The 22,408-nt window shown below is 32.0% G+C and carries 25 protein-coding genes; all 25 read left to right on the top strand.

The window, feature by feature from the left end; all coding sequences use genetic code 11:
- Positions 1 to 2: 2 nt before the first annotated feature.
- The 25 genes from METVU_RS02225 to METVU_RS02105 all read left to right on the top strand — a co-directional run bounded on the left by METVU_RS02225 (position 3) and on the right by METVU_RS02105 (position 22,318).
- On the top strand, positions 3 to 587 hold the full coding sequence (locus METVU_RS02225; RefSeq protein WP_015732530.1) for a hypothetical protein: 585 nt from the start codon (positions 3 to 5) through the stop codon (positions 585 to 587).
- Positions 587 to 1,294, top strand: coding sequence for a 4Fe-4S binding protein (locus METVU_RS02220; RefSeq protein WP_015732529.1), 708 nt, complete (start codon positions 587 to 589; stop codon positions 1,292 to 1,294). Before METVU_RS02225 ends, METVU_RS02220 begins: the two co-directional genes overlap by 1 nt.
- Positions 1,295 to 1,503: 209 nt before the next feature.
- Positions 1,504 to 2,166 (top strand): 4Fe-4S binding protein, encoded by a 663-nt coding sequence (locus METVU_RS02215; protein ID WP_015732528.1) that lies wholly within the window; start codon positions 1,504 to 1,506, stop codon positions 2,164 to 2,166.
- 303 nt (positions 2,167 to 2,469) lie between these two features.
- Entirely contained in the window at positions 2,470 to 3,711 is a 1,242-nt protein-coding gene (locus tag METVU_RS02210; RefSeq protein ID WP_015732527.1) for an FprA family A-type flavoprotein, read from the top strand.
- Between the two features lie 367 nt (positions 3,712 to 4,078).
- The gene (locus METVU_RS02205) at positions 4,079 to 4,525 is read left to right on the top strand and encodes a bacteriohemerythrin (protein ID WP_015732526.1); all 447 of its coding nucleotides are present in this window, start codon (positions 4,079 to 4,081) and stop codon (positions 4,523 to 4,525) included.
- Between the two features lie 239 nt (positions 4,526 to 4,764).
- Positions 4,765 to 5,190 carry a ferritin-like domain-containing protein gene (locus tag METVU_RS02200; RefSeq protein ID WP_015732525.1) on the top strand — a complete coding sequence of 142 codons (426 nt, stop codon included), beginning with the start codon at positions 4,765 to 4,767 and terminating at the stop codon, positions 5,188 to 5,190.
- Positions 5,191 to 5,393: 203 nt separating this feature from the next.
- Complete coding sequence (locus METVU_RS02195) at positions 5,394 to 5,930, top strand: V4R domain-containing protein (protein WP_015732524.1); 537 nt, start codon at positions 5,394 to 5,396, stop codon at positions 5,928 to 5,930.
- A 218-nt stretch (positions 5,931 to 6,148) separates the two neighbouring features.
- Positions 6,149 to 6,733, top strand: a complete 585-nt coding sequence (gene hdrC, locus METVU_RS02190) for a CoB--CoM heterodisulfide reductase subunit C (RefSeq protein ID WP_015732523.1) — start codon at positions 6,149 to 6,151, stop codon at positions 6,731 to 6,733.
- Between the two features lie 45 nt (positions 6,734 to 6,778).
- Entirely contained in the window at positions 6,779 to 7,663 is an 885-nt protein-coding gene (hdrB, locus tag METVU_RS02185) for a CoB--CoM heterodisulfide reductase subunit B (protein ID WP_015732522.1), read from the top strand.
- A gap of 126 nt (positions 7,664 to 7,789) precedes the next feature.
- Positions 7,790 to 8,104 (top strand): carboxymuconolactone decarboxylase family protein, encoded by a 315-nt coding sequence (locus tag METVU_RS02180; RefSeq protein ID WP_015732521.1) that lies wholly within the window; start codon positions 7,790 to 7,792, stop codon positions 8,102 to 8,104.
- A gap of 91 nt (positions 8,105 to 8,195) precedes the next feature.
- On the top strand, positions 8,196 to 8,546 hold the full coding sequence (locus METVU_RS02175) for a desulfoferrodoxin family protein (RefSeq protein WP_015732520.1): 351 nt from the start codon (positions 8,196 to 8,198) through the stop codon (positions 8,544 to 8,546).
- A 189-nt stretch (positions 8,547 to 8,735) separates the two neighbouring features.
- Positions 8,736 to 8,894 carry a rubredoxin gene (locus METVU_RS02170; RefSeq protein ID WP_048196713.1) on the top strand — a complete coding sequence of 53 codons (159 nt, stop codon included), beginning with the start codon at positions 8,736 to 8,738 and terminating at the stop codon, positions 8,892 to 8,894.
- A 72-nt stretch (positions 8,895 to 8,966) separates the two neighbouring features.
- Entirely contained in the window at positions 8,967 to 9,422 is a 456-nt protein-coding gene (locus tag METVU_RS02165; protein WP_015732519.1) for a DUF2507 domain-containing protein, read from the top strand.
- Between the two features lie 28 nt (positions 9,423 to 9,450).
- Positions 9,451 to 9,720 (top strand): MTH865 family protein, encoded by a 270-nt coding sequence (locus METVU_RS02160; protein ID WP_015732518.1) that lies wholly within the window; start codon positions 9,451 to 9,453, stop codon positions 9,718 to 9,720.
- Between the two features lie 53 nt (positions 9,721 to 9,773).
- Positions 9,774 to 9,959 carry a rubredoxin-like domain-containing protein gene (locus tag METVU_RS02155; protein WP_010870242.1) on the top strand — a complete coding sequence of 62 codons (186 nt, stop codon included), beginning with the start codon at positions 9,774 to 9,776 and terminating at the stop codon, positions 9,957 to 9,959.
- 75 nt (positions 9,960 to 10,034) lie between these two features.
- Positions 10,035 to 10,703 (top strand): peroxiredoxin, encoded by a 669-nt coding sequence (locus METVU_RS02150; RefSeq protein ID WP_015732517.1) that lies wholly within the window; start codon positions 10,035 to 10,037, stop codon positions 10,701 to 10,703.
- Between the two features lie 76 nt (positions 10,704 to 10,779).
- Positions 10,780 to 11,022, top strand: coding sequence for a rubredoxin (locus METVU_RS02145; RefSeq protein ID WP_010870240.1), 243 nt, complete (start codon positions 10,780 to 10,782; stop codon positions 11,020 to 11,022).
- Positions 11,023 to 11,106: 84 nt separating this feature from the next.
- Positions 11,107 to 11,694 (top strand): rubrerythrin, encoded by a 588-nt coding sequence (gene rbr / locus METVU_RS02140; RefSeq protein ID WP_015732516.1) that lies wholly within the window; start codon positions 11,107 to 11,109, stop codon positions 11,692 to 11,694.
- A 58-nt stretch (positions 11,695 to 11,752) separates the two neighbouring features.
- The gene (locus METVU_RS02135; RefSeq protein WP_015732515.1) at positions 11,753 to 12,103 is read left to right on the top strand and encodes a DsrE family protein; all 351 of its coding nucleotides are present in this window, start codon (positions 11,753 to 11,755) and stop codon (positions 12,101 to 12,103) included.
- Positions 12,104 to 12,176: 73 nt separating this feature from the next.
- Complete coding sequence (locus tag METVU_RS02130) at positions 12,177 to 13,349, top strand: FprA family A-type flavoprotein (RefSeq protein ID WP_015732514.1); 1,173 nt, start codon at positions 12,177 to 12,179, stop codon at positions 13,347 to 13,349.
- Between the two features lie 168 nt (positions 13,350 to 13,517).
- Complete coding sequence (locus tag METVU_RS02125) at positions 13,518 to 14,111, top strand: flavodoxin family protein (protein WP_015732513.1); 594 nt, start codon at positions 13,518 to 13,520, stop codon at positions 14,109 to 14,111.
- 267 nt (positions 14,112 to 14,378) lie between these two features.
- Entirely contained in the window at positions 14,379 to 15,503 is a 1,125-nt protein-coding gene (gene aroC, locus METVU_RS02120) for a chorismate synthase (protein WP_015732512.1), read from the top strand.
- A 20-nt stretch (positions 15,504 to 15,523) separates the two neighbouring features.
- Positions 15,524 to 17,134: a glutamine hydrolyzing CTP synthase gene (gene pyrG / locus METVU_RS02115; protein WP_015732511.1), complete on the top strand. Its 1,611-nt coding sequence runs from the start codon at positions 15,524 to 15,526 to the stop codon at positions 17,132 to 17,134.
- 307 nt (positions 17,135 to 17,441) lie between these two features.
- The gene (locus METVU_RS02110; RefSeq protein WP_015732510.1) at positions 17,442 to 19,268 is read left to right on the top strand and encodes a hypothetical protein; all 1,827 of its coding nucleotides are present in this window, start codon (positions 17,442 to 17,444) and stop codon (positions 19,266 to 19,268) included.
- 107 nt (positions 19,269 to 19,375) lie between these two features.
- Positions 19,376 to 22,318 (top strand): hypothetical protein, encoded by a 2,943-nt coding sequence (locus tag METVU_RS02105; RefSeq protein WP_012819830.1) that lies wholly within the window; start codon positions 19,376 to 19,378, stop codon positions 22,316 to 22,318.
- Positions 22,319 to 22,408 lie beyond the last annotated feature (90 nt).

Here is a 22,408-nt window from a genome sequence, read left to right as displayed (position 1 = left end):
ATATGAATAGAGATAGATTTTTATCTGGCTTTTTTCTCTCTTTAATTTTTATTTTCCTTATTACAACATCTTTCGCTTGGAATGATTGCCCATATGGAAGAGTTAACTGCACATACCCTGGAGAATGTGGAAGATACATAGATACCAATCACGATGGAATCTGTGATCACAGCGAGCCACCTCCTACAACCGAAACGGAAATCCCATCAACAAATAACACTGAAGAGGAAGATGTAGACAAATACATAGACATATCTGGAAAAGAGCTAAAATCGCTGACAATAGAACAAGTTTGTAAGAAATATAATATAGATCCTGAGTGTTTAAAGGAAAAACTTCATGTAGATGTCCCAGATGATACCACATTCGAAGAACTTAAAGAGAAATACGGAATCACACCGGGAGTAGCAAAAGAAGCAATATTGGAGTGTATGATAGAAGAAGGGAAAATAAAAATTGATAAATCTGAAAATATTAACTCCTCTAAAATAGACGATGAAAAAAAACCTGAAACGTTGTTGGATAAAATAATATCATTTCTATTCTCCACAGTAAATGTTAGAGATCTGCTGTTTGGGTGGTTGTAATGGATAAAATACAGGTACTAAGAAAAATATCACAAATCTTCTTTTTTATATATTTTATATTTCTGACAAGTTTTTGCTTATGTTTCTTTGGGTTAATAGAAAAATTTATATTAAAAGGAAGCTTAGGAGACCTTGCCATTAAATTGGCAATATTTATAATTCTCACACTTCTATTTGGAAGGGTCTTTTGTGGATGGATGTGTCCTCTCGGATTTTTATTTGAATTATCTTACAAATTACGCCTGAAAATATCTAAAAAACGTAAACTTCCAACTATAAATGAAAAGATCCATAATAAATTACTCTATTTTAAGTACGTTGTTTTAGTGCTTTCTCTAATTTTAACCTATTACCTTTCCACCTATGCATTCTGTCAAATTTGTCCAATAGGATTTTTAACCAATCTCTATGGGACAGTAATATCTTTAATGATATTAATAACTTTTTTAATAATATCTTTCTTTGATCCTATGGCATTTTGTAGATATTTTTGCCCTTTAGGAGCTTTTTTGAGCATATTTTCAATAAAACCTCTATTTCAATTAAAAACTAACGAAAAATGTGTTAAGTGTAGGTTGTGTGAGTTTAAGTGCCCAATGCAAATAAAAATAACTGAAAAAATCGACCAAAAAGAATGCATAAGATGCTTCGAATGTAAAAGTGCTTGTAGAAAAAATGCAATTTCTTTCAAGATTCCTTTAAAATAATCCTTACTTTTTTACTTTATTTATTCTTGAACAAAAATTCTTAAAAAATATGAAATTTTTATTAAAAATTATGTAAACTTCTCTTATATTGAAATTTAATTTTTATATTTCTCTTTCTTAAATATCTGGTTAAAAATATATTTATACATCCGCTCTCAGAAAAAATTATAGTATGTAAAAAATTGAAACAAAAAATCAGCGGTGATTTTATGGACAAACTGCAAACATTTAGAAAAATATCTCAAACAATCTTTTTTATAAGAGCGTTAATATTGGGCAATTTGAATATACTTGCATTCGTGTTAAATTTTGTAGTTGGCAAAGGAGCTTACTACATGCTAAGATATATAGGGGTGATCTTGGCCATTTTATTTGGAAGGGTCTTTTGTGGATGGATCTGTCCATTCGGATATTTATTTGAACTTTCTTATCGCTTAAGAGTCAGATATTCCAAATTAAAAAAACTTCCAACATTAGATGAAAAGATACATTCTAAACTTATATATCTCAAATATATCTCTCTATTAGTGGTTATCTTAATATTCTCACTTGGAATAAAAGTAAATCATACATTAACTATTGCAGTTATAGTTTTAACTATATTTATAATTTTAAGCTTCATATACCCAAGATTCTTTTGTAGATACTTCTGTCCAGTGGGGGCACTTTTAAGTATATTCTCTTACTTTTCCATATTTAGATTAAAACTTGATGAAGAGAAATGTGTTAAGTGTAGGTTGTGTGAGTTTAAGTGCCCAATGCAAATAAAAATAACTGAAAAAATCGACCAAAAAGAATGCATAAGATGCTTCGAATGTAAAAGTGCTTGTAGAAAAAATGCAATAACTTATACCCCAATCTTCAAAAAATAAGTATAAACAAATTGATGGATTGATAAATATGTAAATTGACAGATTAAAGTAATTTATATATATTGTTAAAACAAAGTGTAATTAATGTGGTGTATGTTGTAGTGGGGATGTCAAATTTGGGAGGGGTGTTTATATACACAACGTTGAAATTCGAATGGTTAAGTTATTATACAAGGTATAAAATAAGATAAATATCGAATTTGTCAAACTAATAACATCCTACTTGAATAAATAAAAACTGATAAAAAATTAAACTTAAAATCCTAAATAAATCTGTAAAAATAAAGATAAAAAGGTGAGAAGATGAAAGCAGATGCAGTAAAAATAGCCGATGGTGTATATTGGGTGGGGGTCTTAGATTGGGATATAAGAATGTATCACGGATATACATTAAAAGGAACTACATACAACGCTTACTTGGTCTTTGGAGATGAAAAAGTTGCTTTAATAGACAACACATATCCAGGAACATCCGCTCAAATGTGGGGAAGAATAAAAGACGCTTTTGAAAAAGAAGGAAGGGACTTTAAAATTGATGTAATCGTTCAAAACCACGTTGAAAAAGATCACTCTGGAGCTTTACCTGAAATACACAAAAAATTCCCAGAAGCACCAATATACTGCACTGAGGTAGCAGTTGAAGGACTTAAAAAGCACTACCCATCATTAAAAGACGCTCCGTTTAAAGTTGTTCACACTGGAGATACCGTTGACTTAGGAGGTAAAACCTTTACATTCTTAGAAGCTCCTCTATTGCACTGGCCAGACAGTATGTTCACCTTCTACAACGAAGGAGGAATTTTATTCTCAAACGATGCATTTGGGCAACATCTCTGCTTCCCAGCACACAAGAGATTTGATACAGATATTCCAGAGTATGTTTTAATGGACGCTAACAAAAAATTCTACGCAAACTTAATAACTCCACTCTCAAAACTCGTCTTGAAAAAATTCAAAGAAGTTATAGAACTTGGATTATTGGAAAAGATCAAAATGATCGCTCCATCTCACGGGCAAATATGGACAGACCCAATGAAAGCAATAACATCCTATCAGGACTTTGCTACTGGTAAAGCAGCTAAGGATAAAGCAGTTATCGTTTACGATACAATGCACTACTCAACACAAAAGATGGCTCATGCATTTGCAGAGGGTTTAATGAGTGAGGGAATCGATGTTGTGATGTATTTCTTACACTACGATGAGAGAAGTGAGATTGTTAAAGACATTTTAGATGCTAAGGCAGTTCTCTTCGGAATTCCAACGATCTACGATGAGCCATATCCATCCATTGGAGATATTATCTACTACCTAAGAGGATTAAAGTTTAACAGAACTGGATTTAAGAGATTAGCAGTTACATTTGGTTCAATGGGAGGAGAAGGAGGAGCTGTGGCTAAAATTGCTGAGGACTTAGCAAACTGCGGATTTGAAGTTATAAACCAGTATGAACTCTACTACGTTCCAACAGAGGATGAATTAACAAACTGCTACAACATGGGTAAAGAATTAGCCAAAAAAATTAAAGAAATGAAAATAGAATAATTTTGGAGGCAGATCATTCCTATTATTTTATTTATTTTTCAAATTTTTTAATTTATTTTTATTTTTTATTTGGAACTATTATAAATTCTTATTTTTAATTTTTAATATGCTATTTTTGCTGGATGTATATCACATTACTATCCATTATATTATGTAAATATGTAGTTATAATTTTTCTTATTGCCCAATTAATAAGATTAAAAGATGCGAAATAATATATATAATTTATAGTAAATCTTTGAAGGTATTAAATAACCTACTGCGATATTCGCAGGAGTAATTACTAATACTCCAATAAAAATATAATGAAAACATACAGAAGATTAAAAAATAAAACATGAAATATAAAAACGTCAGAGGGATAAAAATGGAGAGGAAGGAGATAATAAAATGGAGTAAAGATTTTGAGACGGGGATTAAAGCATTTGATGATGAACATAAATTTCTTGTTAAAACACTCAACGATATTTACAACCTACTAAACGAAGGAAAAAGAGACGAGGCAAAAGAACTTTTAAAAAGAAGAGTTGTTAATTATGCTGCAAAACATTTTAAGCATGAAGAAGAAATAATGGAAAAATACGGCTATCCTGATTTAGAGAGACATAAAAAAATTCATGAGATCTTTGTAAAAACAGTTATTGAAAAACTGCTTCCAAAGATAGAAGAAGGTTCAGAGGAGGATTTTAGAAGTGCTTTATCATTCTTAGTCGGATGGCTTACCATGCACATAGCAAAGCCAGACAAAAAGTATGGAGAATGGTTTAAAGAAAAAGGGATAAGTATCGAGGATGAGGCCGTTGAAATTGACTAAATTTTGAATTAATTAATCTTAAATTTATCGAATTTCGAACCATTAACAATATATAACCGTAATTGTTATTATATTAACTGTCAATAAAAAAACAGAATTAAAATTATAAAAATAAATCAAATACTTGTAAAAATACTGTCAAAACGTATATATAACTAAACCAATATATAAAAAAATAATACAAAAACATTAATACATCAACCAAACTGAAAGACAATAAAAATAAATAAGGTGAGATCATGGAATTGGAGTTAATAAATGAACACAAAATAGGAGTTACAAAAGGAACAGATTTAGAGAAAGAAGTTCAAGCAAACTTTGAGGGGGAGTGTAAAGAAGTGGGGATCTACTTAGCAATGGCAAGACAAGCACAGAGAGAAGGTCTTCCAGAAGTTGCAGAGGTCTTAAGAAGAATTGCAATGGAAGAAGCAGAACACGCTGCACACTTTGCTGAAATGAATGGAGTAATTTCTGAAAATCTAAAAGAAAATATAGAAATGATGTTAAAAGGAGAATGCATGGCAAACAAAGAGAAAAAAGCAGCTGCTAAAAAAGCAAAAGAGTTAGATATAGACCCCGCTCATGACTTCTTTGATGAATCAAGTAGAGATGAAGCAAGACATGCAAGAATGTTAAAAGGAATTTTAGACAGATACTTCAAATAAATCTTAAAAAATTTTTTATTTAGTTTTTATTTTTTAATTTTGTATTGAAGATTATAACTAAATGATGATTTTGAATATAAAATATTACTCACTTTTATTGTTTTGCATCTATTAATTTTTTAATTTGTTTTATTTATTACTCAGCATATTTAGGATGTTGATTTTATGTTTAAACTGTTATTTGCCGAAAAAAGGTGAAAAATATGCGAGTTGAGCTTAAAACAAAAGATATGAAGGAATTTTATAAAATATTCAGCGAAAGTGAATTTATAATAACTGATGACAGTAAATTAATAAATGAAACAGTAAATTATTTAAAGAAAAAATATGAAAACAATACAAAAAAGAAAAAATTAATTCCATTAGATTTATTTAAAGCTATTGTCCTGATAATGATGAAAAAGATCAAAGAATTAGACAGCGAGATAACCTTATACGACATTGGTTATGAATTTGGAAAACACCTAAATCCAAAAAAATACAGCGATTTAAAAAAATTTTTTAAAGAAAATAACTTAGGAACTCTAAAAGTGGATAGCAGAAAACCATTGATTTTAAAAGTTGAAAACTGTTCTTTTTGTGAAGATCTAAGTTTTGAAGAACCAATATGTTATTTTGATGCCGGTTTAATAGCAGGAGCTTATGAATGTATCTTAAAAAAACCTGTTGTTGTTGATGAAATAAAATGTATGGCAAGAGGAGATGATGCTTGCTATTTTAAAGTTGAAGTAGTAAAATAAACAAAATTTTCTTTCTATTTTCGGAGAAAATATCTCTTTCTCATTATTTCTTTTTCACTCTCCATTTTATTATTTTACTTAAATACTATAATACGATTATCGAACTTTACATTTAAAATATTGTAATAAAGTATAATGGAAAACGATATATAGTTTCAAATAAAAACATAAAAATGACAAAAATAGTCCTAACTGGATAATCAATCAGGTGAAATAAAATGGTGATCTATGCTCAAAAAGATATTAGCAATGATTTTATTGAAGAAATTATAAAGGCAGGGGAAATCCTTGGGGAAGGGCATGTTTCCTCTTTTAAAGCATGTTATCAATGCGGAACATGCACAGGAAGCTGTCCAAGTGGGAGAATAACTGCTTTTAGAACAAGAAAATTAATAAGATATGCCCAATTTGGAATGAAATCTGCAATAATAGACAGTGAAGACCTATGGATGTGCACAACCTGCTATGAATGTTATGAAAGATGCCCAAGAACAGTTAAGATAACGGATATAATAAAAGTTTTAAGAAATATTGCTGCAAGAGAAGGGAAAATGGCTGAGGCACATAAAAAAACTGCTTTATATGTTTTTAAGACAGGACATGCTGTCCCAATTAATGACCAAATAAAAAAAGCAAGAAAAGAAATTGGTTTAACTGAAATTCCTCCAACGACTCACAAGTATCCTGATGCCTTAGAGGTAGTTAGAGGGATTATGAAAGATCTAAAATTTTGTGATATGGTCGGAATCTGCACGGAAACAATGCAATTAAAACCAATGGAATGGAAAGACATGTCAGAATAAAAATAAACCAAAATAAAAATAAAAAGTAAAGAAAGGTGTTTTAATATGGAATTTGTGTTCTTTTTGGGGTGTATTGCTCCAAACAGATACCCAGGCATTGAAAAAGCCACATACATAACAATGGAGAAACTTGGAATAAAATTACATCCCTTTGAAAAGGCATCTTGTTGTCCAGCTCCAGGAGTTTTCGGTTCTTTTGATCTGAAAACTTGGCTAACCTTGGCAGCAAGAAATCTATGCATGGCAGAGGAAGTTGAAATGGACATCTTAACCATATGTAATGGATGCTATGGCTCGCTATATGAAGCAAATCACTTACTAAAAGAAAACGAAAAAGCAAGAAAAATGGTGAATGAAATACTCTCCAAGTATGGATTAGAGTATAAAGGGAAAGTTAGAGTTAGACACTTGCCAGAGGTCTTATACTACGATTTAGGAGTTGATAGAATCAGAGAAGAGATAACAAATCCATTAAATGTAAATGTAGCAGTTCATTATGGTTGTCATTATTTAAAACCAACGGATATTAAAAAATTAGAGAGTTCAGAAAGGCCGAGATCTTTTGATGAGCTTGTAGAAGCACTTGGAGCAGTGTCAGTCAATTATAAAGATAAAAATATGTGTTGTGGAGCTGGAGGAGGAGTTAGAGCAAGAAATTTAGATGTTGCCTTAAAAATGACTAAAACAAAGTTGGAAAATATAAAAGAAGCAAAAGCCGATTGTATAACAGAGGTTTGTCCATTCTGCCACTTACAGTTTGATAGGGGGCAGGTAGAGATAAAGGAGAGGTTTGGAGAAGAATACAACATTCCTGTGATACACTACTCTCAATTACTTGGGCTTGCAATGGGAATGTCTCCGAAAGATGTTGCTTTGGACTTACACTTTATTCCAACAGATGAGTTTATCAAGAAAATAGATGGGCATTAAAATTTCTATTCAAAAAATTTAGAAAGTTATATATACTGTCTAATATCAAAAATATAATATAAGGAAATTAGACAAAATAATCAAAAAGTCCTTTAAAAATAACTTAAAAAATAAAAAGGTGAGAAAATGAAGAACGAAGTATTTTTTGGGGAGGGAATGAAGGTGGTTAAAGAGAAATATCCAGATCTCTATGATGTTATAGTTAAGTTGAATGATACTGTCTTTACTGGAAAAACATTGGATTATAAAACTCAGAAATTGATTGCAATAGGAATCGTTGCCTCAAAGTGTGATGAAGTAGCGATAGAAAAACAGATGAAAAGTGCAATGAAAGAACTTGGAATCACAAAAGAAGAAATAGCAGATGTTTTGAGAGTTGTTTTATTAACAAGTGGAATGCCTGCTTTCACAAAAGCAATGAAAATATTAGAAAAACTCTAAACTTATAGATAATCTTTTATTTATTAATTTATTTATTTAAATTACATTTTTAGTTTGATTATTTATTTATAAGAGAAATTGTGGGGATAATATGACACACTACTGCGGAATAAACCGAATGAAAGAAGGAACTGATTTTGAAAAGAAACATACTCCATTTATTGAGTGTAAAGACAGAGTTAAAGCAAATGCTTATTTTGAAGTAAAAATTTCAACTGGAATTCCACATCCTATGGAAGATGCCCATTTTATTCATTGGATCGAGTTGTATATGGGAGATCTTTATTTAGCAAGAGTTGATTTTACCCAATTTATGAAACCAGAGGTTAAGATGATGGTAAAAGCCCCGTCAAAGGAACATGAGAAATTTACATTAAGAGCATTAATGAGATGCAATCTTCACGGGGTCTGGGAATACGAAAAAGAGATTCTGCTTGAATAAAATCTTATTTTTATAAATAAAAAATAATAAACTAAAAATTAACAAAAAACTAATAAATTATACATAAAAAACATAAATGCGATAATCGTCTTTAACATCATAATATTATGCGAAATTTAAGTGATTAATGATATATACTTCTAACTAACTAAGATAAATAATGACAAAAATAGCACAAAGGTGATAGAGATGGCAAGGTATCAATGCATGTGTGGATGGGTGTATGATGAAGATAAAGGAGAACCATCACAAAACATCCCACCAGGAACAAAATTTGAAGATCTTCCAGATACATTCAGATGTCCTCAGTGCGGATTAGGAAAAAACGCTTTCAGAAAAATCGATTAATTAAATAAATGCGAATGTAAAATATATACTTATATGTAAATGTGCAAATAAGTTCATGTAAAGGTGTAATTAATGATCTCAGTTAAAGACGTTATAAATTACAATCCAGAAGAATATAAATTTAAAAGTAGAGAAATTCCATCAGATTTACTTGCGATTTTAATATACGCGTATATGCAGAAGGTTAAAGACCTTGGATCAGACACAACCCTATATGAAATTGGCTATGAAGTTGGAAGATTAGTGTCTCCAAAAAGTTATGAGGATGTGAAGAAGTTTTTTGAGGCCAATAATATCGGTTATATTGAGATTAAAGAAAAAGATAATGAGGAAGTAGAAATAAAAGTAAAGGACTGTATATTTTGTAGAACTCAAAAGTCAGAAGAACCAATGTGTGATTTTGAAGCAGGATTGATTGCTGGGTTCTTAGAATCAATAAAAAATAAAAAATATTTCGTTAAAGAGATGTATTGCCAAGCACAGGGTTATGATGCCTGCGTATTTATTGCTAAACCTCTCCATAACTAAAAAATCAATTTATTAAAGGTGATTATCTATGATAACAACAAACCATCCATTATATGAAGCATTAAGAGACATCCAGGAGTTTAAACTAAGATTAGTAGAATATTTCAAAGATAAGAATGTTTTTCCAATAAAAAATAAAGTTGAATTAGCAGAAGCCCTTCCCTGTGGAATTTCACTTCCATGTGGGGAAATTGAAGCAGCAGAATTGGTTAAATTATTAACTGACAATGATTTTCCGATAAAAGACCCAGAGGACTTGGCAATGAAATTGGCAAACAAATGTCCAATAAAGCAATAATAACTTAAAAATTAAATAAATTTTGATGATTCAATTGAACTTTTGGTGGAAATATGCCATGGTGGAAATGTTCAAATTGCGGTTATGTTTTTGAAGCAGAGAAACCTCCAGAAAGATGTCCAAATTGTGGGGAAAAATGCACATTCTATGATGTTTCTTGCTACACCCCAGAATGTGGATTTAAAGGATACGATCCAAAATTAGTTGCGAGAACTCCAAATCAAGAAAGCAAAATGTGAATATTTAAATATAACAATTTTATTGAGTAAGAACAAATAAAATTAAATGAAAAAATATAAAAAAAGGGGATAAAAATGTGCGAAGGAAAAATGCCAGTTATTGGAGAAAAATTTCCAGAAGTAGAGGTTAAAACAACCCATGGAGTTATAAAGTTGCCAGATTATTATGTAGAGAAAGGAAAGTGGTTTGTTTTATTCAGCCATCCTGCTGATTTCACACCTGTCTGCACAACAGAGTTTGTTGGATTCCAAAAGAGATACGATGAGTTTAGAAAGCTAAATACTGAGTTAATTGGGTTAAGTATAGATCAAGTTTTCAGCCACTTAAAATGGACTGAGTGGATAAAAGAAAAATTGGGTGTGGAGATTGAGTTTCCAATTATAGCAGATGATAGAGGAGAGTTAGCAGAAAAATTGGGAATGATAAGTCCATATAAAGGAGACAATACAGTTAGAGCAGTTTTTGTTGTGGATAATAAAGGAATAATTAGAGCTATTATCTACTATCCACAAGAAGTTGGTAGAAACTTGGATGAGATCGTTAGATTAGTTAAAGCCCTCCAAGTTTCAGATGAAAAAGGAGTAGCTATGCCAGCGAATTGGCCTGAAAATGATTTAATTGGAGATAAAGTTATCATCCCTCCTGCATCATCAGTGGAGGAGATAAAGCAAAGAAAAGAGGCCTGTGAAAAGGGAGAAATCGAGTGTTTAGATTGGTGGTTCTGCTATAAAAAATTAGAGTAAAAGTTTTTAGTGAATTAATATATTTCAATAAATACTTAAATACTTTTAATTAATCATAATTCTTTGAGGTGGAACTATGGTAGAGTTAAAGATCGCCTGCAAATTAGATGGAAGTTGTGAAAAACCAAGATATAGAAAATACAAGTGCAAAGTATGCGGATGGGTTTATGATCCTCTAAAAGGAGATCCAAGTCAAAACATACCTCCAAAAACGCCTTTTGAGGAACTTCCAGATACATGGATATGTCCAGTTTGTAGAGGTAAAGTAGGAAAAGAATCATTCGAGCCATTAGACGAATGGGTAGAGTTTGACGAATAAAAAATGATAAAAATACGCTATTCAATATTTAACATGTCTAATATTTTAATTTTAATTTAATTAACAACTCTTTTTGTGATAAATATGAAAGAGACCCTAAAAAATTTAATTAAGGCATATATAGGAGAGAGTTTAGCACGAAATCGATATACTTGCTATGCAAAAATTGCAAAGCAAGAAGGATACGAGCAGATAGCTGAGATATTTTTATTAACTGCTGAAAATGAGAGAGAGCATGCCAAGTGGCTTTATTACTTAATAACTGAACTAAAAAAGAAATATAACATCAATGATAGCTCAATAAAAGTTAATGAGATAGAAGTTCCAATAGTTTTAGGAACTACTGCTGAAAACTTAAAAGCATCGATTGAAGGAGAGCATTTCGAACATAAAGAGATGTATCCAAAATTTGCAGAGATTGCAGAGAAAGAGGGCCTTAAAGAGATAGCAGATCGACTGAAAGCGATAGCAGTTGCTGAAAAACATCATGAAGAGAGATTTAAAAAACTGTTAAAGGAAGTTGAGGAAGGAACTGTATTTAAGAAAGATACGCCAGTGGAATGGGTTTGTAGAAAATGCGGCTTTGTTTATTTAGGAGAAGAACCACCAGAAGAATGCCCTTCATGCAGTCATCCAAAGAAATACTTTGAAGTTAAATGTGAAAAATATTAAATTTAATTAATTTAATCAATTAAACAAATTATACAAATTATAAATGAGGTGGGGGTTTATGAAAGTTGCCTTCTTAATATTTTCTTACTTTCACAAAAATCAGCCAAATATGCCCGTTATGATGCATACATTGCTATTCGCAAATGAATTAAAAGAAAAGGGAGATGAAGTAAAAATTATATTGGAAGGAGAAGCAGTTTTGTGGGCAAAAGATCTGTTAAGTGAAAACCATCCATTAAAAAGCCACTTTGAAAAAGTAAAAGATGATTTTGTCGTATGTGAGGCCTGTGCGAGTATGTTTAATGTTAAAGAAGAAATTAAAGACAAATTAAAATTAGAAAATGATTTATTTGGACATATAAGCTTAAAGAAATATTTAGATGGTGGATATAGGATAATTGAGCTTTAATTACTAATTTGTTTTTATATTTATCCCATCTATATTTATTTTTACATTATTTACCACTACTAAGGTGATCTTAATGGTATTAGAAATAAAAAATGGAATATACTGGGTTGGAGTGATTGATTGGGAAATTAGGGATTTTCATGGTTATGGAACTCCTTACGGATCAACCTATAATTCTTATTTGATAAAAGATAAGAAGAATGTTTTAATAGATACTGCAAAGGATTACATGTTCAATGAACTTATTTATGGCATATCAAAACTCATAGATCCCAAAGACCTCGATTATATTGTAGTTAATCACGTAGAAAAAGATCACAGCGGTTGTGTTGATAAATTGGTTGAGATCAGTAGTGCCACCATAATAACTAACGAAAAGGGAAAAGAACATTTATCTCTCTACTATGATACGAAAGATTGGGATTTTGTTATTGTAGATACTGGAGATGAGATAAGCATAGGAGACAGAACTTTAAAGTTCATAAGAACTCCAATGCTCCACTGGCCAGATAATATGCTAACTTACTGTGAAGAGGACAAGATACTATTCTCAAACGATGCATTTGGACAACATCTTGCAAGTTCTGAGAGATTTGATTACGAGATAGGAGAGGAAATTTTTGAACATGCAAAGGATTACTTTGCTAACATACTAATGCCTTACAAAATGCTTATTCCTGATGCAATAAAAGCCGTTAAAAGCTTAGATATTGATCTTATATGCCCTTCTCATGGTGTAATTTGGAAAGAATATATAAACGAGATTATTGAAAAATACAACAACTGGGCAACGAATAAAACAAAAAACAAGGCAGTTATCGTTTATGACACAATGTATAACTCAACCAAAAAGATGGCTCATGCAATTGCTGAGGGATTGATGGAGAAAGGGGTTGAAGTAAAAATTTATAGAATTTCTGAAACCTCTCTAAGTAGAATAATGACTGAAATTTTAGATGCAAAGTATGTTTTAATTGGCTCACCTACTGTAAATAGAAATATCTACCCAGAAGTTGGTAAATTCCTTGCATATATGGATTGTATTAGACCACTCGACAAGATCGGCGTTGCTTTTGGCTCTTACGGTTGGATGGAGTGTGCAACTGAAAAAATTAAAAATATATTTGAAAATTTGGGCTTTAAGGTAGTTGAGGATGAATGTTTAACAGTAAGATTTGCTCCAAAAGAGGAAGATCTTAAAAAGTGTTGCGAATTTGGTAAAAGATTAGCAGATATTGACTTTTAATAATTTTCATTATTTATTTTATTTTTAATTTTGCTTAATTGTGTTTATATAAAGAGATATATAAAAAAGATAGAAAAAATGAAATTTAATGAAATATTTCTTTTTAAATTTATTTTTATTTTTTATAGGGAGATAAGATAAACAGTTTAAATTTATAATGGTGAAATTATGAAAATTTTTGGGATTAGCGGAAGTCCAAGATTGCAAGGGACTCATTTTGCAGTAAATTATGCTTTAAATTATTTGAAAGAGAAAGGGGTAGAGGTAAGATACTTTTCAGTTAGCAAAAAGAAGATAAACTTCTGCTTACACTGTGATTACTGCGTAAAGAAGAAAGAAGGATGCATACATAAGGACGATATGGAAGAGGTTTATGAAAATCTTATCTGGGCTGATGGAGTTATAATTGGCACTCCCGTCTATCAGGGAAATATAACAGGGCAGTTAAAGACATTGATGGATAGATGTAGGGCTATACTGGCAAAAGATCCAAAAATATTGCAAGGAAAAGTTGGAATGGCCATTGCTATTGGAGGAGATAGAAATGGAGGGCAAGAAATTGCTTTAAGAACGATTCATGATTTTTATATTATAAATGAAATGATTCCTGTGGGAGGAGGTTCTTTTGGAGCTAATTTAGGAGCTACATTTTGGTCCAAGGATAAGGGACAGAGAGGAGTTGAGGAGGATGAAGAAGGATTAAGAGTTTTAAGAAAGACACTTAATAGGTTTTATAATGTTTTAATGGAGATTAAAAAATAATGCTTGTTTTATATTTTATATTTTTGTTTTAATTATTAATTTTTATTAGGATATTCTTTTGATTGATCATTTTTATTTGATAAATATTATTAAATATTAATGGTTTTATTAGTTAGGTGTATTGCTTATTCATATTCATATTATCAATTTCATATTATCAATTAGTCGATTATTTAAATACATGTCCACAATTTTATTAAACTGTCAGACATTAAATAGTTTGAGCATTAAAATAACATCCCAAACTAACAATTTTTTGGTGATTTAATGAACACCTATGGAGATATGTTTAGAGTTACTGTCTTTGGAGAAAGCCATGGAAAGGCCGTTGGAGCTGTTGTTGATGGGTGTCCAGCCAACCTCCCTCTGTCAGAAGAAGATATTCAAAAAGAACTCAACAGAAGAAGACCAGGACAGAGTATTTTTTCAACTCCTCGGAAAGAGGAAGATAAAGTAGAGCTCCTATCTGGGATCTTTGATGGAAAAACCACAGGAGCTCCTATTTGTGGCATGGTATATAACAAAAACATGCGGCCGAGGGATTATTCACATCTAAAAGATACCCCACGACCGGGACATGCAGATCTAACCTATCGATTAAAATATAAAAACTACGATTATAGAGGAGGGGGAAGAGCAAGTGGTAGAATAACAATAGGACATGTCATCGGAGGAGCAGTTGCAAAAAAACTCTTATCTTATACTTATAACATAAAAATAATAGGATATACCATAAAGATCGGAAAAATATGTGGAGATTTTAGTTATTATAAAAATTCTGAGGTTTTTGAAAATGAAAAATCCTTGGAAAGGTTAATTGAGATTATTGAAAGTAATTCGTTAAGATGTCCATCCATGAATGAAAAAGAGATGGAAGAATACGTATTAGAGGCAATAAAAAACAAAGATAGTGTTGGAGGAGTTGTTGAAATCGTAGCTTTAAACGTTCCTGTTGGCGTAGGAAATCCAATATTTAATAAATTAAATGGGGAATTAGCACGGGCTTTAATGAGTATAAATGCAGTTAAAGGGGTTGAAATAGGAGTTGGTTTTAAAGCAGCTGAGATGTTTGGAAGTGAAATGAACGATGAAATATACTTCGATGAGGATAAAAATATAAGATTTAAGACAAACAATTGCGGAGGAATATTAGGAGGAATTAGTTGTGGAACCCCAATCGTCTTAAGAATTGCTGTGAAACCAACCCCATCCATTGGAAAGAGGCAAAAAACAGTTAATTTAAAGACCCTCGAAAATGTGGAGATAGAGATCAAAGGCCGTCATGATCCAGTTATTGTTCCAAGAGTTATTCCAGTAGCTGAGGCAATGGTTGCTATAACCTTAGCCGATTTAATGATTAAAGGGGGCTTTATACATCCGTGTAGCTTATAAAACAACTTAGCGGTGGGAGTATGAAGTTTATATTCATAACAGGAGGAGTTATATCATCTTTAGGTAAAGGAATTACTGCTGCCTCCTTAGGGAGGTTATTAAAGTCAAGAAACTTTAAAGTGAATATGATCAAAATAGATCCGTATCTTCAAATTGATGCTGGAACAATGTCTCCTTACGAGCATGGAGAGGTTTTTGTTACAGAAGATGGAGGAGAGACAGATTTAGATTTAGGACATTATGAGAGATTTATTGATGAAAATTTAACCAAACATAACAACATAACAACAGGAAAGATCTATTGGAGCGTATTAACTAAGGAAAGAAAAGGTGTCTATTTAGGAAAGACAGTGCAGGTTATTCCTCACATAACAAACGAAATAAAGGACTGGATAAAAGATCTCGGAAAAGATTACGATATAACAATTGTTGAAATCGGAGGAACTGTTGGAGATATAGAAAGTTTACCATTTTTAGAAGCAATAAGACAATTTAAAAAAGATATTGGTAAAGAAAACGTATTATACATTCATGTTTCACTTCTTCCATATATAAAAGTTGCAGGAGAGTTAAAGACAAAACCAACACAACATAGCGTTAAAGAACTTAGAAGTATAGGAATACAGCCAGATATTTTAATTTGTAGAACTGAAATGCCAATGGGAGATAAAATAAAAGAGAAACTATCTCTATTCTGTGATGTGGACAAAGAGGCAGTTATAGAAGCGAGAGATGCAAGGACAATATATGAAGTTCCTTTAAACTTAGAAAAAGAAGGATTAGGTGATTTAGTTCTAAAAAAGCTCAATCTCCCAAATAGAAAACCAGATCTATCAAAATGGAGGGCGTTTGTAGATCGAATAATAAACCCACTAAACGAGATAACCATAGGCATTGTTGGGAAGTATGTGGAGTTAAAAGACGCTTATTTAAGTATAATTGAAGCGTTAATACACGCAGGAGCTAAGAATGATACAAAAATTAATATAAATTGGATACACTCAGAGATATTGGAAGGAGAGGATTTTGAAGAAATACTGGATAGATATAGAGAAGATAATCAACTTGATGGAATTTTAATTCCTGGAGGATTTGGAGATAGGGGAGTTGAAGGAAAAATAAATGCCATAAAATATGCAAGAGAGAAAAATATTCCTTTTTTAGGAATCTGTATGGGTATGCAGTGTGCGGTTATAGAGTTTGCAAGAAACGTTTGTGGTTTGGAAGGGGCTAATTCAACAGAGTTTGATGAAAACACCAAATACCCAGTTGTTGATTTATTGCCAGAGCAGAAGGAGATTGATGCAAAAGGAGGAACTATGCGATTAGGAGCTTATCCAGCAATATTAAAAGAGGGAACCTTAACTTATAAACTATATGGAAAAAAAGAGGTGTCTGAGAGACATAGACATAGATATGAAGTCAATCCTGAGTATCACGAAATATTGGAGAAATGTGGGCTAACAATCTCTGGAAAATCCCCAGATGGAAGATTGGCAGAGTTTATTGAAATAAGTAATCATAAATACTTTATAGCTACACAAGCACATCCAGAGTTCAAATCAAGACCTAACAAGCCCCACCCCTTGTTTGACGGTCTTGTAAGAGCATCTTTAGGTCAATCTTTATAACAATTTATAAAATTTTTACTACTTTTTAAAATATTTTCTCTTTTTTTAATAATCAAGTAATATTACACCCTATTATCCGATTACTAACTTATCTTATTGGGTATTGATAACCTTAATATCGAAAAGTTTATATATTGGTTGTTAGTATTTGATAACCATATAGGTAAATTACCTATTTTATTAAACCAATTTAAAAACCCATGTCTAAAAAATGTTCTATAATCTATATATATTATCAATCGTATAATAAACTAATGTAAAGACCACCCCTCCCCCACAAATACACAACCAGCTTAGAGGTGAAGATATGAAAAAAAGCATACTATTAATTTCAATTTTATCTATGTTTCTATTTCTCGGGGCAATTTCTGCTTACGGAGAAAACGGCCCCCTATATGTATCATACTATGAAAAATATAACATAACTGGAAAGACTCTTGGAGATGGAACTGTAAATTCAACAATAAACTCAATAACCGGATATATTATTATCAACAACACTGGAAAAACAATAAATGATACACTCTCAGATGTTTGGGTGGCAGTTAACATCTCTAACAACACAACCGCCCCAGCAGTTCAAGTAAACAACACACCAAAACCTGTCTTTATTGAGAGTTCAGCTCCTACATATACAAACTTACCACAAGCAAACACCTACATACACATTCCAGTTCTTCCAAACAACAGTTATGTAATAATCAATTTTAGCATAAACAAATCAATAACAGGAATTCCAATAATAGTTAGCGAAGCATACAGCACAAATAAAATACCTTCAAGAAAACCGTCTAACTGGGTTGTTTATATAAATATAAGTAGAAATATTTCAGCTCTACCTTCAACAAATACGCCTGTTTTAGTTAGCATGGCAAAGTATCTAAGTAATGACTCAAACAACTACGGAAGCAATACGTGGAATCTTTTGAACATAACTGGCTTTACAGTAAACCAAGGAAACGTTATAACATATAACGGCCCATACTTTACTGGAAATGCAAACGATTCATTACTTTGGACAGGCAATATATTAAACTCAACTCAAAACGCAAGTATTTCAATTAACATAACTGGAAATAACACTTATGCAAATAGAACCGCAACATTAGAAAAATATGGTTTTGCAGTAATCTTCTTTGAATTTAATGGAACAAGATCTGGAACAAAAGTTGAAGGAGTTTATGCAACCGGATACTGCGGAGCAAGTGCAACCAAAGAAGGGCCATTCTTAAACGCATCAAGCGGTAAGTATGAAATATGGCAAACAAGTGCAAATGTTTCAAATACTGCATCAGAATACTACTTCAACTTAACAAACGTCTCTATAAAAGCATACAACGGAACTCAATACATACAAGTATTAGATCCAAGCTCACTTAGTCCAATATATAACTACTCAACCACTTTAAACCAGATTATAGCTCCAGGAGAAAGTTGGCAGTCCCCAAAACTTAACTTCACATTTGATGGAGTCCCAGTTATCTGGGCAGGAGGTATCTTCAAAGTTGCAGATCAAAACATAACCTTAATAAATAGAAGTGTCCAAGAAACTTCTCAAATGGGTAGTTCTTATATTATTGTGGAGGAGATTTATGTTGTGGGTAGTTATTTGGTTAAGGTGACTAAGCATATTGTTCCGAATGCTGATGGAAGTTATGATGTGTATATTGTGGTGGAGAATATTGGTAGTGAGAAGACGCCGAATTATGTGTATGTTTATGATTTGATTCCAAAGAACTTTACTGTCTCGGATGAGTGGGTTAATCGATCAACCATGTTGATTGCTAATGGATCCAAAGTTTTAACGTCAAATCCAAGATATAATTTAAGCATGTGGTGGGCTTTAAAATCCATATACCCAGGCGCTGACGGAGATGGAAGCTACACTGACTGGAACGAAATACAAAACAACCAAACAGTAGTAATACACTACAAACTAAACGGAACCGGAGAATTCTACCCAAGCGACGCATTCATCGTAGGAATCGACCCTACAAACTCACTCCTACCAACAACCTCCCCAAAAATCACAACAGTCACAGGAGACATAAACAACAACACAGAACCACTACTCGCACTAACAACCCTACTAACAACACTAACACTAATAATAAGAAGGGCCATGAACAACTAAATCTAAACAGTTAGAGAGTCCTTTGTAATTTCTTATTTTTTTATTTTTCAAAATTCTCACTTTATATTTGTTTTTGATAATATTTCTTCATAGAAGGTGATTCATAGATGGCAGAGGTAAATTTTAAATCTGTAAATTTGAGTATTGCTTTATGTTTAGTTTTAATAATGTTTCTCTTAATGATAAGTAATGTTTCTGCTGATAATATAACAGTATTTTATGACAATTTTGAGAATTGGACAGGTTGGGCAAATTATTCGTATGGTATTGTTGAACAATCATCCACTGTTTCTCACTCCGGAAACTATTCCTTAGAAAAATATGGAAATTCCACATCAAACAACGATCCAAGTGGTGGATATAAAAATCTCTCCAACCCCGTAGGTAGAGACATCGTTGTCAGCGGATGGATTTATAGAGTTTATCCCTACACTGGTGGACGATGGGACCGAATTGGAATCGAAGACAGCAATTTTGATGGTTATTCAATAAGGATTGAGCACGATTACAATAAAATTGCAATAGAAAAGAGAGTTGGGGGAATAACAGTTTCTACCTTAGCACTTGCAAATTGGGATCCTCCTGAAAATCAGTGGTATTATTTCAAATTCTATGTATTGTCAAATGGAACATTAAGATTAGAAGTTTACAATGCAAGCGGTGCCCTGGAAGCTACCGTCTCGACAGTTGATACAACCTATAACAAATTTGATAGAGTAGTTATTCATGGAGGGTATATCTACTATGTTGATGATTTAGAAGTTGAATATTTACATCCTTTGAAAGTTGAATATTTAGAAGAGTATAATATAAACGCCACAGTTGACGGATCTGGAAAAACTAACTATAATCCAAGCTTAACTGGGCATTTTATAATTAAAAACACTGCCCCATATATTGAGGATACGTTAAACAATGTCTGGATTGCTATTAACTTAACAAATAATGCAAGTGGTTTAAGAGTTATTTACAACGGAACTCCAAAAGGAGTTTTTATCAAGAGTTCAGCCCCTGCATATACAAACTTACCACAAGCAAACACCTATGTGTTTATTCCAGTTCTTCCAAACAACAGTTATGTAGAGTTAGCATATGATATATCTGCTTCTGATGTTATTCCAGTTCTAATAAATGAAACATATCAAAACAAGATTCCCGCAAATAGATTATCAAATTGGAGTGTAAATTTGACTGTTTACTTGAACAAAAATATCATTCCGAACGGAACAAACGTTAATATCAATATTGTAAAGTATTTAAGCAATGGACAGTTTTATGATAACTTTGAAAATTGGACAGGTTGGATGAACTATTCCAAAGGGGCAGTTAAACAGTCATCTACTGTTTCCCATTCTGGAAACTATTCATTAGAGAAATATTTAAATTACGACCCTAATGGAGGATATAAAAAGCTTCCTGCTGTTATTGGGAGAGATGTTATTGTTAAAGGGTGGATTTATAGACCAAGCAATTGGGGTGGAGGACCAATAGATAGAATTGGTTTAGAAGATAGTAATTTTAATGGTTATTCCTTTGAAGTTAACCACTATTCAAACTATATATCAATTGACAGAAGAACCAATGGAAACCCTACTGAAATAAGTCAAGAAGTCCTTTGGAATCCTCCAGAAGATCAGTGGTATTACTTTGAATTAAAGATATATTCAAACGGAACGATAACGTTTTCAACATACTACCAAAACGGCACATTAGCTGCTACTGTCTCGACAGTTGATACAACCTATAACAAATTTGATAGAGTAGTTGTTCATGGAGGGTATATCTACTACGTTGATGATTTAGAAGTTGATTCAAAAAACTTTAACTTTTATGGGAATAAAAATTGGAGTTATCTTAAAATAACATCCACAAAACCAAGTGTGGGGAGTGTTTACACCTTTGATGGTGACTACTTCAAAAAAGATTATAACACTTCAATTCCAACCGCTCTAAATTGGAGCAACATAAGTTTAAATTGGAGCAAAAGCTCTGCAAATTTGATATTCAATATCTCTGGAAACTTTACTTATGCCAACAGAAGCACAACAAAAGTAGATTTTGGATTTGCAAAAATAATTTTTAATTATAATGGAACTCATACAAACACTTCAATAGAAGGGGTTTATGCATCAGGTAATTGTATGATTTCAACGTCTCACGGAATTACTGGAGAGATCAACGTATGGACTGAAAACGCCTCATTTAAAAATACTGCAAAATCGTATTCCTTTAATATAACAGGTTTCAAAATTTGGGCAGTTAACAAATCTGCCTATGATCTATGTTATGATCCATTCAACACATCGATATTAATAAATGGAAGCAACTATTCCCTACAACCTAATGTGATTATCTCAGCAGGAGATGTTTGGAACTCCCCAACATTCAACTTCACATTTAACGGTGTTCCAATTGTTTGGGCTAATTTCTCATTTTCAATAACAAAAGACGGATACTCGATAACCCAAGAAACTTCTCAAATGGGTAGTTCTTATATTATTGTAGAAGAAATCTACGTAGTAGGTAGTTATTTGGTTAAGGTGACTAAGCATATTGTTCCGAATGCTGATGGAAGTTATGATGTGTATATTGTGGTGGAGAATATTGGTAGTGAGAAGACGCCGAATTATGTGTATGTTTATGATTTGATTCCAAAGAACTTTACTGTCTCGGATGAGTGGGTTAATCGATCAACCATGTTGATTGCTAATGGATCCAAAGTTTTAACGTCAAATCCAAGATACAATTTAAGCATGTGGTGGGCTTTAAAATCCATATACCCAGGCGCTGACGGAGATGGAAGCTACACTGACTGGAACGAAATACAAAACAACCAAACAGTAGTAATACACTACAAACTAAACGGAACCGGAGAATTCTACCCAAGCGACGCATTCATCGTAGGAATCGACCCTACAAACTCACTCCTACCAACAACCTCCCCAAAAATTACAACAGTCACAGGAGACATAAACAACAACACAGAACCACTACTCGCACTAACAACCCTACTAACAACACTAACACTAATAATAAGAAGATTAACTTAAATTATATTATTAAATTATTAAATCAAAACTAATTAAAGCATTATAGACAAACCAATTTAAATGATCAAAATAAAACATCCTACGATCAAA

Source organism: Methanocaldococcus vulcanius M7 (assembly GCF_000024625.1).
GTDB classification, from domain to species: Archaea; AGJL01; Methanococci; order Methanococcales; family Methanocaldococcaceae; genus Methanocaldococcus; species Methanocaldococcus vulcanius.
The sequence above is the reverse complement of the archived record's forward strand: the minus strand, read 5'-3'. Positions and strand labels throughout refer to the sequence as shown.

Bases quoted from the DNA above. Each gene is read 5' to 3' on its own strand.
- METVU_RS02225 (WP_015732530.1), top strand. From the start codon at position 3: ATGAATAGAGATAGATTTTTATCTGGCTTTTTTCTCTCTTTAATTTTT.
- METVU_RS02220 (WP_015732529.1), top strand. From the start codon at position 587: ATGGATAAAATACAGGTACTAAGAAAAATATCACAAATCTTCTTTTTT.
- METVU_RS02215 (WP_015732528.1), top strand. From the start codon at position 1,504: ATGGACAAACTGCAAACATTTAGAAAAATATCTCAAACAATCTTTTTT.
- METVU_RS02210 (WP_015732527.1), top strand. From the start codon at position 2,470: ATGAAAGCAGATGCAGTAAAAATAGCCGATGGTGTATATTGGGTGGGG.
- METVU_RS02205 (WP_015732526.1), top strand. From the start codon at position 4,079: ATGGAGAGGAAGGAGATAATAAAATGGAGTAAAGATTTTGAGACGGGG.
- METVU_RS02200 (WP_015732525.1), top strand. From the start codon at position 4,765: ATGGAATTGGAGTTAATAAATGAACACAAAATAGGAGTTACAAAAGGA.
- METVU_RS02195 (WP_015732524.1), top strand. From the start codon at position 5,394: ATGCGAGTTGAGCTTAAAACAAAAGATATGAAGGAATTTTATAAAATA.
- hdrC (WP_015732523.1), top strand. From the start codon at position 6,149: ATGGTGATCTATGCTCAAAAAGATATTAGCAATGATTTTATTGAAGAA.
- hdrB (WP_015732522.1), top strand. From the start codon at position 6,779: ATGGAATTTGTGTTCTTTTTGGGGTGTATTGCTCCAAACAGATACCCA.
- METVU_RS02180 (WP_015732521.1), top strand. From the start codon at position 7,790: ATGAAGAACGAAGTATTTTTTGGGGAGGGAATGAAGGTGGTTAAAGAG.
- METVU_RS02175 (WP_015732520.1), top strand. From the start codon at position 8,196: ATGACACACTACTGCGGAATAAACCGAATGAAAGAAGGAACTGATTTT.
- METVU_RS02170 (WP_048196713.1), top strand. From the start codon at position 8,736: ATGGCAAGGTATCAATGCATGTGTGGATGGGTGTATGATGAAGATAAA.
- METVU_RS02165 (WP_015732519.1), top strand. From the start codon at position 8,967: ATGATCTCAGTTAAAGACGTTATAAATTACAATCCAGAAGAATATAAA.
- METVU_RS02160 (WP_015732518.1), top strand. From the start codon at position 9,451: ATGATAACAACAAACCATCCATTATATGAAGCATTAAGAGACATCCAG.
- METVU_RS02155 (WP_010870242.1), top strand. From the start codon at position 9,774: ATGCCATGGTGGAAATGTTCAAATTGCGGTTATGTTTTTGAAGCAGAG.
- METVU_RS02150 (WP_015732517.1), top strand. From the start codon at position 10,035: ATGTGCGAAGGAAAAATGCCAGTTATTGGAGAAAAATTTCCAGAAGTA.
- METVU_RS02145 (WP_010870240.1), top strand. From the start codon at position 10,780: ATGGTAGAGTTAAAGATCGCCTGCAAATTAGATGGAAGTTGTGAAAAA.
- rbr (WP_015732516.1), top strand. From the start codon at position 11,107: ATGAAAGAGACCCTAAAAAATTTAATTAAGGCATATATAGGAGAGAGT.
- METVU_RS02135 (WP_015732515.1), top strand. From the start codon at position 11,753: ATGAAAGTTGCCTTCTTAATATTTTCTTACTTTCACAAAAATCAGCCA.
- METVU_RS02130 (WP_015732514.1), top strand. From the start codon at position 12,177: ATGGTATTAGAAATAAAAAATGGAATATACTGGGTTGGAGTGATTGAT.
- METVU_RS02125 (WP_015732513.1), top strand. From the start codon at position 13,518: ATGAAAATTTTTGGGATTAGCGGAAGTCCAAGATTGCAAGGGACTCAT.
- aroC (WP_015732512.1), top strand. From the start codon at position 14,379: ATGAACACCTATGGAGATATGTTTAGAGTTACTGTCTTTGGAGAAAGC.
- pyrG (WP_015732511.1), top strand. From the start codon at position 15,524: ATGAAGTTTATATTCATAACAGGAGGAGTTATATCATCTTTAGGTAAA.
- METVU_RS02110 (WP_015732510.1), top strand. From the start codon at position 17,442: ATGAAAAAAAGCATACTATTAATTTCAATTTTATCTATGTTTCTATTT.
- METVU_RS02105 (WP_012819830.1), top strand. From the start codon at position 19,376: ATGGCAGAGGTAAATTTTAAATCTGTAAATTTGAGTATTGCTTTATGT.